7 protein-coding genes are annotated in these 7,811 nt (G+C 72.3%); all 7 read right to left on the minus strand.

Going from position 1 to position 7,811, the window contains the following annotated elements; all coding sequences use genetic code 11:
• Positions 1–2 precede the first annotated feature (2 nt).
• Positions 3–974: a zinc-dependent alcohol dehydrogenase gene (locus ABEB28_RS40295; protein WP_345733582.1), complete on the minus strand. Its 972-nt coding sequence runs from the start codon at positions 972–974 to the stop codon at positions 3–5.
• Positions 975–1,037: 63 nt separating this feature from the next.
• Positions 1,038–2,288 carry a DUF4185 domain-containing protein gene (locus ABEB28_RS40300; RefSeq protein WP_345733583.1) on the minus strand — a complete coding sequence of 417 codons (1,251 nt, stop codon included), beginning with the start codon at positions 2,286–2,288 and terminating at the stop codon, positions 1,038–1,040.
• Positions 2,289–2,335: 47 nt separating this feature from the next.
• On the minus strand, positions 2,336–3,481 hold the full coding sequence (locus tag ABEB28_RS40305; RefSeq protein ID WP_345733584.1) for an MFS transporter: 1,146 nt from the start codon (positions 3,479–3,481) through the stop codon (positions 2,336–2,338).
• A 106-nt stretch (positions 3,482–3,587) separates the two neighbouring features.
• Positions 3,588–4,625 carry a hypothetical protein gene (locus ABEB28_RS40310; protein WP_345733585.1) on the minus strand — a complete coding sequence of 346 codons (1,038 nt, stop codon included), beginning with the start codon at positions 4,623–4,625 and terminating at the stop codon, positions 3,588–3,590.
• Positions 4,622–5,143: a SigE family RNA polymerase sigma factor gene (locus tag ABEB28_RS40315; RefSeq protein ID WP_345733586.1), complete on the minus strand. Its 522-nt coding sequence runs from the start codon at positions 5,141–5,143 to the stop codon at positions 4,622–4,624. Before ABEB28_RS40315 ends, ABEB28_RS40310 begins: the two co-directional genes overlap by 4 nt.
• 82 nt (positions 5,144–5,225) lie before the next feature.
• Positions 5,226–6,023 carry a phosphatase PAP2 family protein gene (locus ABEB28_RS40320; protein WP_345733587.1) on the minus strand — a complete coding sequence of 266 codons (798 nt, stop codon included), beginning with the start codon at positions 6,021–6,023 and terminating at the stop codon, positions 5,226–5,228.
• A gap of 253 nt (positions 6,024–6,276) precedes the next feature.
• Positions 6,277–7,623, minus strand: a complete 1,347-nt coding sequence (locus ABEB28_RS40325; protein WP_345733588.1) for an MFS transporter — start codon at positions 7,621–7,623, stop codon at positions 6,277–6,279.
• Positions 7,624–7,811: the final 188 nt, after the last annotated feature.

The raw sequence follows: 7,811 nt of genomic DNA on the forward strand, positions 1-7,811 counted from the left end.
TCCTATCGTTCGTAGCGCAGGGCCGCGTGCAGTACTCCCGGATCGCGTCGATCCAGGGCGGCGTAAGCTTCGGCGGCGTCGGCGAGGGCGAACTCGGTGGTGGCCAGGGCCTTCAGCGGCAGGACGTCGAGCAGGTCGCGGGCGGCGGCCCGGCGGCGGGCGTTCGTCCAGCGTCCTTGGGCGGCGTAGGGAATCGTCGAGACCTGGCTGCTGCGGATCGTCAGCCGGCGGCGGTGGAAGTGTTCACCGAGCGGTAGCGGCACCGGCTTGGTGCCGTACCAGGAGCCCACCAGCGCGGTGCCCTCGTGGGCCAGCAGGGCGAGGCCGTCGGCGAGCGCTGCTGGCGCCCCGGAGGTCTCCACCAGCAACGGAACGCCGCTGGGGGCGTCGCCGGGCGGCACGGCGCGGATCCCCAGCTCGGCCGCGCGTTCCCGGCGGGCCGGCTCCGGCTCGACGGCCACGACGCGGGCACCCGCTCGAGTCAGCAGCAGCGAGGTCAGTAGCCCGATCGCCCCGAGACCGGTGACGACGACGGTGTCCTCGAGCCCCGGCCCGGCGTCGAGGCTGAGCTGCAGGGCGGTCTCGACCAGCGGGAACAGGGTCGCTATCCGCGGATTGGTGTTCTCCGGCAGGACGACGACGTCGGACTCGGCGGCGACGAACCGGTCCTGGTGGGGGTGGAAGGCGAAGACCGTCTTGCCGAGCAAGGCCTGCGGTCCCTGCTCGACGGTGCCGACGCAGCTGTAGCCGTACTGGAACGGGTAGTCGAAGCCGCCGTCGGCGAGCGCGGTGAGCGTCTCGTCCCGTTCGGTGGACGGGTTGAGCTCGCCGCGGTAGGCGAGCAGTTCGGTACCCGCGCTGATGCCCGAGTAGAGCGTGCGGATCAGGAGGTCGCCGGGGTGCGGCTCCGGATCGGGGATCGGCCGGACCTCCACGGAACGCGGGGCGGTGAACCAGACGGCGTGCGCGGTCATCGGTCTCCGGGGTCGTAGGACTGTGTCAGCACAGTGTGCAACGGTGCCGACGGCCCGACCGGTTCAGTCGAAACGCACCTTCACCAGGCGTTGCGCTCCGGTGTCAGCCTGGAAGTACGTCAGGTACTGGACGCGACCGTTCTCCTCGGCGAACTCGGGATGCCCGAAGCCGGCGTAGTTGATGCCCTTGCCCCGCGTTTTCAGCAGCCGGATCTCCTTCGACCAGGGCCCGTACGGCGAACCCCCGACCTGCGCCCGCAGCACGTTGTCGCCGTACGGCAGGTAGACGTTGAGCCAGCCGCGCAGCGCCGGGACGTAGAACACCGTGTTCCCCGCGGCGCCGGCGATCACGGTGTCGGCGGCCCGCGAGGCGTCCGACGACCAGCGTGCCGCACCGGAGTCGTCGCGTCCCGTGTAGAACGTCCAGCGGGAGCGGTCGGTGATCCGGTCGAGCGGGACGCGGGCGAGGTGACACCCGACGCCGCAGTCGCCGTAGACCCAGGCCTCCCCGCCCACGACCAGCGCCGCGGTGTTGTAACTGTCCCCTGGCGGGAAGAACATCGTCGGGTCGGTGCCCTCCACGCTGGTCACCGGCTCGACGCGCGCCGCGGTGAGCCGGGTGACCCGGTGCGTGCGCATGTCCACGGCGGCGATCCCGGTGCCGAGCGGCCGGCCGTAGGGGCCGGAGCAGGGCGTCCCCTCGGCTCCGGAGCGGCAGAGCTTGACGTAGAACACGAGCACGCGGCCGCGCCGGGGATCGGCGATGACCGGGCCGGGCCAGTAGGCGAACGCGGCGCCGCAGTAGACGTCGGTGGCGGGGGTGCAGCCGGTCGACTCGGCGTGCTTCAGCTGGAACGCGGTCTCCGGCGGCGTCTGGCTGATCAGGGCCGGGACTGCCTTCGCGTCGCTGCCGAAGACGTCGGTGGAGGGAAGGCTGATGCCGTTGGCCGCCCGGAGATCGGCGGTGGAGGCTCCGCTGTTGTTCAGGAAGCCCTCGGGGGAGCGGAGCACGGTGTCGCCGAACACCCAGACCGACCGGTCGCCGTAGCGGGTGCTCTGACCGTTGTCGCGGGCGGCGACCCGTCCGTGCTCGCGGACCGCTCCGAGCTCGGTGGCGCGGAACGCGGGGATCGTCGGCACCTCGTTCCGGAGGTCGCCGGCGGGCTCCGGATCCCGGTGGCCGGCGGCTATCCCGGCGAGGGCGGCGACCGCGACCAGCGCGACGACGACCAGCGCGACGATCAACGTCCCCCGATCGGGCCCGTCGTCGACCGGAAGCGGGCGCTCCGGCGCGCGTCGTCGGAGAGCCACCACGGATCCGACGCTACCGGCCGCGGGCGACGGCCGTCGCTACTCGCCTCCTACTCGCCGCGGGCGACGACCGTGCGGAGCAGGACCAGGCCGAGCACCGAGCAGAACGCCGCGGCTGCGAACGCGGTCCGGTAACCGCCGACCGCCGCAGCCTGCCCGACGACCAGCCCACCGATGCCGGTGGCGACGTCGAAGAACATCGTGAACGTGGACACCGCGGCCGGCCGCTCGGACTCCTCGACCCGGCCCACGGTCAGGGCCATCAGGCCGGGGTACTGGAACGCGATCCCCGCACCGAGCGGCAGGATGCCGACGTAGATCCAGAGCGACGACGGCGCGGCCGCGATGATCACCAACCCGACGACGATGCAGATCGTCGCGATCGTGCCAGCCCGGATCGCCCCGATCCGGTCGGGCAGACCACCCGCGAGGATCCGGGCGGCGACCACCACCACCGAGTACGCGAGGAACATCCACGCCGGGTTGCTGCCGTTCAGTTCGTCGACGTAGAGCGGGATGTAGGCGTTGAACGCGACGACGCCGATGATCCCGAGCGCGAGCACCGCGCCCGGCCAGACCGCCGCCGAGTGGAAGCGCGGTGCGCGCTCACCGGGCGAGGTGTGGTTCGCGACCAGCAGCATCGGCAGCGTGCCCACCAGCGCGAGCGCGCCGGCCAGCAGGAACGTCGGGCCGAAACCGAACGCGTCGTAACACGGCTGGCCGATCACCGGCCCGAGGCCCAGGCCCAGGTATGGCGAGATCGAGAAGTAACCGGCGGCCGCCGCCCGCTGTTCGACCGGAGCGGTCGCCATGACCCGCGCGATGCACGCGACGAACAGCAGCGCCAGCGCGGCGCCGCCCACCAGCCGCAGTGCGAGGAGGACGGCGAACGAGTCGGCGAACGCGAACCCGGCCGTCGCGATCGCCCCGGCGACACCACCGAGCAGGACCAGCCGCTGGAATCCCCAGTCCTGGATCGCGGGCGCGGTGAACGGCCGGACGACGACCGCGGAGACCGCCGAGGCGCCGACGACGATCCCGATCGCGAGGTCACCGCCGCCCAGCGACTGGACGAAGTAGGGCAGCACCGGCAACGTGATGCCGAGCGCGAGGAACGCCCCCAGCGCAGCGGCGAGCAGCGCGGCGAACTCTCCGGTGATCAGCCGTGCCGAGGGCCGATCGCGCAGCGTCGCCATGCCGCCCTCTCCGCCGTCGGAATTCGGTCTCCCAGGATGGGACCTACCCGAATTCCTAACCCGCGGAGAGGGCGAGGGCGGGCGCTCTGTGGCGCGAGTCACCGGTTCAGCGGAGCGGCTCCTTCGACCAGGTCGACGGATCGGAGAGGTCGCCGCTCAATTGGACGCCGGCGGCGACGGCCCGGACCTGAGCCCGCACCGGATCGACCGCCGACGCGGAGGTGCTCGCGGCGCGGTCCTTCACCTCCAGCAGTACGTCGTCGGCGAGCTCGACACGGATCGAATACCAGACGCCGGTTTGCTGCTCATCGGCCGGACGCGCGCCGAGAACCGTGTCGGGCGTGAACGTGACGCTCCTCCGCGGCAGGACCATCACCGAGAGCATCGAGACGTCGCTTCGCGCCCGCGCGAACTCGAGCCACGTGGTGTACGGCCCGCTACCGTTCTCGACGATCCCGACCGTCACCACCGTCGTTCCGTCCGGCCGGGCCATCGTGAACGGCAACGCGACGGGTCGCTCGCGATCGGCGCGCACCGACCGGGCGATCCGCGTGGCCACGTCCCGCGCGTCGGTGCGGCCGTACACCTCGACCACTGCCAGGGCGCCGGGTGCCCATTCCCAGTGGAGCCAGCCGCCCCCCTGTGCGTCACCCGGGTACCAGCGGGACGGCGCCCCGTTGACCTCCGGACCGAGCACGGGCTCGCCGATCGGCACGCCGGGCACGTTCTCCGACTCAGCCGTCGGCACGAAGCCCTTGGCGGTGAGTTGGATGTTCACTCCCGCGCTGGACGCCGACGGTGCGGCCAGCAGCGATTCCACGTCGGCGGTGATGCTGCGCGCGCGGTATCGCATGCCCTCCGGGAGCCAGCCGACGTCGAGACGAGTACGGGTCGGGTCGAACTTCGTCGGTGCGACGGCCGGCGGCGTCGCGGTGGGCGCCGGGTCCTGAGGCTCCGGCCGCAGGATCGTGACGAGGCCGACGGTGAGGATCAGGACGGTGGCCGCGGCGGCAGCGACCACCCAGCGCGTCCGCTGCCGTTGTCGGCGGGCGGTGGCGATGGCGCCGTCGATGTCGGTGCGGGTCGGCGGTGCCGGCTCGGCCGCCATCCGGCCCAGCAGCGCCCGGGTGTCGAGTTCGTTCATCGTCCGGCTCCTCGGCGGGTGGGGGAGGGCGCTTCGTCAGGGAGGGCGCGACGTAACGAGGCCATCGCCTTCGCGGTCTGGCTCTTCACGGTTCCGGCGGAGCACCCCAGAGCGTCCGCGGTCTGGTCGACCGAGAGGTCGGAGTAGTAGCGCAGCACGAGAACGGCGCGCTGCCGCGGGGGGAGGTCCGCGAGCGCCGACCGCACGGCCATCGCCGACGCCGGGTCGGGATCGGCGACGGCGGCGTCGTCCGGGGCGGCGTCGACCAGCACGACGCGGCGCGACCAGCCGGTCCGGCGCTCGCTGAGGTAGACGCGGACGAGCATCGCCCGGACGTACGCGTCCCGGTCGGTGGCGGCGACGACCCGTTCCCACCGCAGGTACATCTTGACCAGGGCGCCCTGGACCAGGTCGTCGGCGCGGTGCCAGTCCTGGCACAGCAGGTAGGCGAGGCGCCGTAGCGTCGGTAGGCGATCCGCGGCGTACTCGCGGTACGCCTGGTCCGGTTGGTCGGTCACCCGTTGCCCTTCGTCGGTCGGAAAGAGCTCCTACCCGGGGAGAGGGCGGCGGGGTCCGGTTCGGTTGTCCGCCGTTACGGATTCACCGGGACGCCGGGACCGGGGCCGATTCTGTCGTCCTTGGCGGCGCTGCGGTCGGGGCCTCTGCCGTCGGGGGGCGGGTCGCCGAACGCGGGCCGTGGCAGACGTGGGCGATCGCGAGCCCGGCGAGCGCGGCCAGCACCCCGCCGACCACGTCGAGGACCCAGTGGTGGCCGGTGACCAGGACGTCCATGCTGGTGAGCAGCGCGTGCAACCAGGCCACCGTGCGCAGCCACCAGCGGGCGGTGAGCGCGGCGACCGCGAGCGCGGTCCAGACCGCCCAGCCGACGTGCATGCTCGGGAACGCCGCGTAGGGGTTCTCCGCGCCCGAGATGACCGGGGCGTCGGTGAAGCCCTCGACGAGACGGGGCGGCGCGGTCGGCCAGGTCCAGGACACCGCGACGCCGAGCAGGCTCGCGGCCACGAACGCCGTGCGGAAGCGGCGGTAGTCGGCCGGACGGCACAGGACTAGCAGACCGAAGACGACGATCGGGACCGCGAAGTGCGCGGCCACGTAGTAGAAGTTGGCCACGAGCGCCCGGGTGGCGTCCGCGGCCCACCAGGTGGCGAGGGACCGCTCGACGTCGAGCCCGAGCGCGGCTTCGACGGCGAGCAGGGTCCGGGCGTTGCCGGCGGCGACGTCGGCCCGGTCGGCGGCGCCGGCGGAGACCGCGAGGTAGGTACCGGCACCGAGCGCGATCAGGGCGAGCTCGGTGGCGATGATCCGGATCCAGACCCGCAGCGGCGTCGCCACCGCGGTCGAGACCGTTGATGCAGCTGCTGTGGAAAAGATCGCCACCTACGTTCCTCCCCGTCCCGGAGGTGGCGATATCCCCCCTCAACCGACGCATTACACGTGGGCGGCCCGCTGAGAGCGACGGATGACAGGCGAGCGCGCCTCCTTATGACGGCCCCCTGAACGTCACGGCGTCGGCGCGCTCGACTNTTTGCGGCTGCGCCGCCACCCCGCGGCGGTGGTCGCGTGGGTGACGGCGCAGGCGTGGGGGCGCGGGGGCCGGGCCCTCCCGCCCGGCCCCCGCACGGTCGAGCGCTCAGGCGGTGGCGGGGACGCGAGGAGTGCCGGGGGCCGCTCCGGGCTTGACACCCAGTTCGGCGGTCGGCACGTGCACGGTCTCGCGCGCGGTGGCCGCCGCGGCCGCCGAGATGACGCAGAGCACCGCGAGCATGATCGCGACCGGCAACCAGCCGTCGCGCCCATCGCCGGCCACCGCCGCGCCGATCGTCGGCGCGAACCCGCCGATCGCGAACCCGATCTGGGTGCCGATCGCCATGCCCGACAGTCGGACCTTCGTCGTGAACATCTCGCCGTAGAACGCCGGCCAGGTCGAGTTGGGCGCGCTGTAGATCACGCCGGACAGCAGGATGCCGACCGCGAAGATCACCAGGTAGTTGCCGTGCCCGATCGCGGACAGGTACGCGAACATCAGCGCCGCCGACGCGAGCGTGCCGCCGATCATCACCGGCTTCCGCCCGATCCGGTCCGACAGCATGGCCCAGAGCGGAATGGCCCCCAACGCGACGACGTTCGCCAGCACGCCGACCCAGAGCAGCGTCGAGCGCTCCAGCCCAGCGGTGTCGGTGCCGAAGGACAGCGCGAAGACGCCGAAGATCGTGCTCACCGAGGCGACCATCGACACCAGGATCACCCGGATCACCGAGACCCAGTGATCCCGGAACAGGACCGCCATCGGCAGCTTCGCGACCTCGTCGTTCGCGACCTCCTGCGCGAACACCGGCGTCTCCTCCATCCGGCGGCGGATCAGGTACCCGACCGCCATCACGAAGACGCTGAGCAGGAACGGGATCCGCCAGCCCCAGCTGAGCAGCGCCGACTCCGGCAGCGCCGCCACCGGCAGGAACGCCGCGGTGGCGAGGATCTGGCCCATCTGCGTGCCGTTGAGCGTGAAGCTGGTGAAGAAGCCGCGGCGGTCCTCCGGCGCGTGCTCCAGCGTCATCGAGTTGGCGCTGGCCTGCTCACCGGCGGCGGAGAAGCCCTGCGCCAGGCGCAGCAGCACCAGCAGGGTCGGGGCGAGGACGCCGACCTGCTCGTAGGTGGGCAGACAGCCGACCAGGAACGTCGAGACGCCCATCAGCATCAGCGTGAAGACCAGCACGCGCTTGCGGCCGAACTTGTCGCCGACGTGGCCGAGAATGAACGCGCCGATGGGCCGGGCGGCGTAACCGACGCCGAACGTCGCGAGCGCGAGCAGCGTGCCGGTCGCCGGGTCGGAGTCCGGGAAGAACACCTTGTTGAAGACGAGCGCGGCGGCCGTGCCGTAGATGAAGAAGTCGTAGTACTCGAGCGCGCTGCCGATCCAGGCGGCCAAGGCGGCTTTGCGTGGCTGGGCCACGGGTGTGAGCGGGGAGGGCTGAGACACGGGGGGCTCCCTGGAGTGATGCGGCGGTGCAGACACAGCGGGGCGGGGTCAGCCCGGGGGTCGCGCTAATGTACCGGGCAGTTACGTACCACACAGTGAGTTAGCACTCGCGGCGCTGTCAAGGCCCTACCCGCGCGTAAACGATTCAGTGCCCGCCGCCCGCTGCCCCGCTCCCGCGCCGAGCCCTC

Source organism: Cryptosporangium minutisporangium, assembly GCF_039536245.1.
Lineage (GTDB): Bacteria > Actinomycetota > Actinomycetes > Mycobacteriales > Cryptosporangiaceae > Cryptosporangium > Cryptosporangium minutisporangium.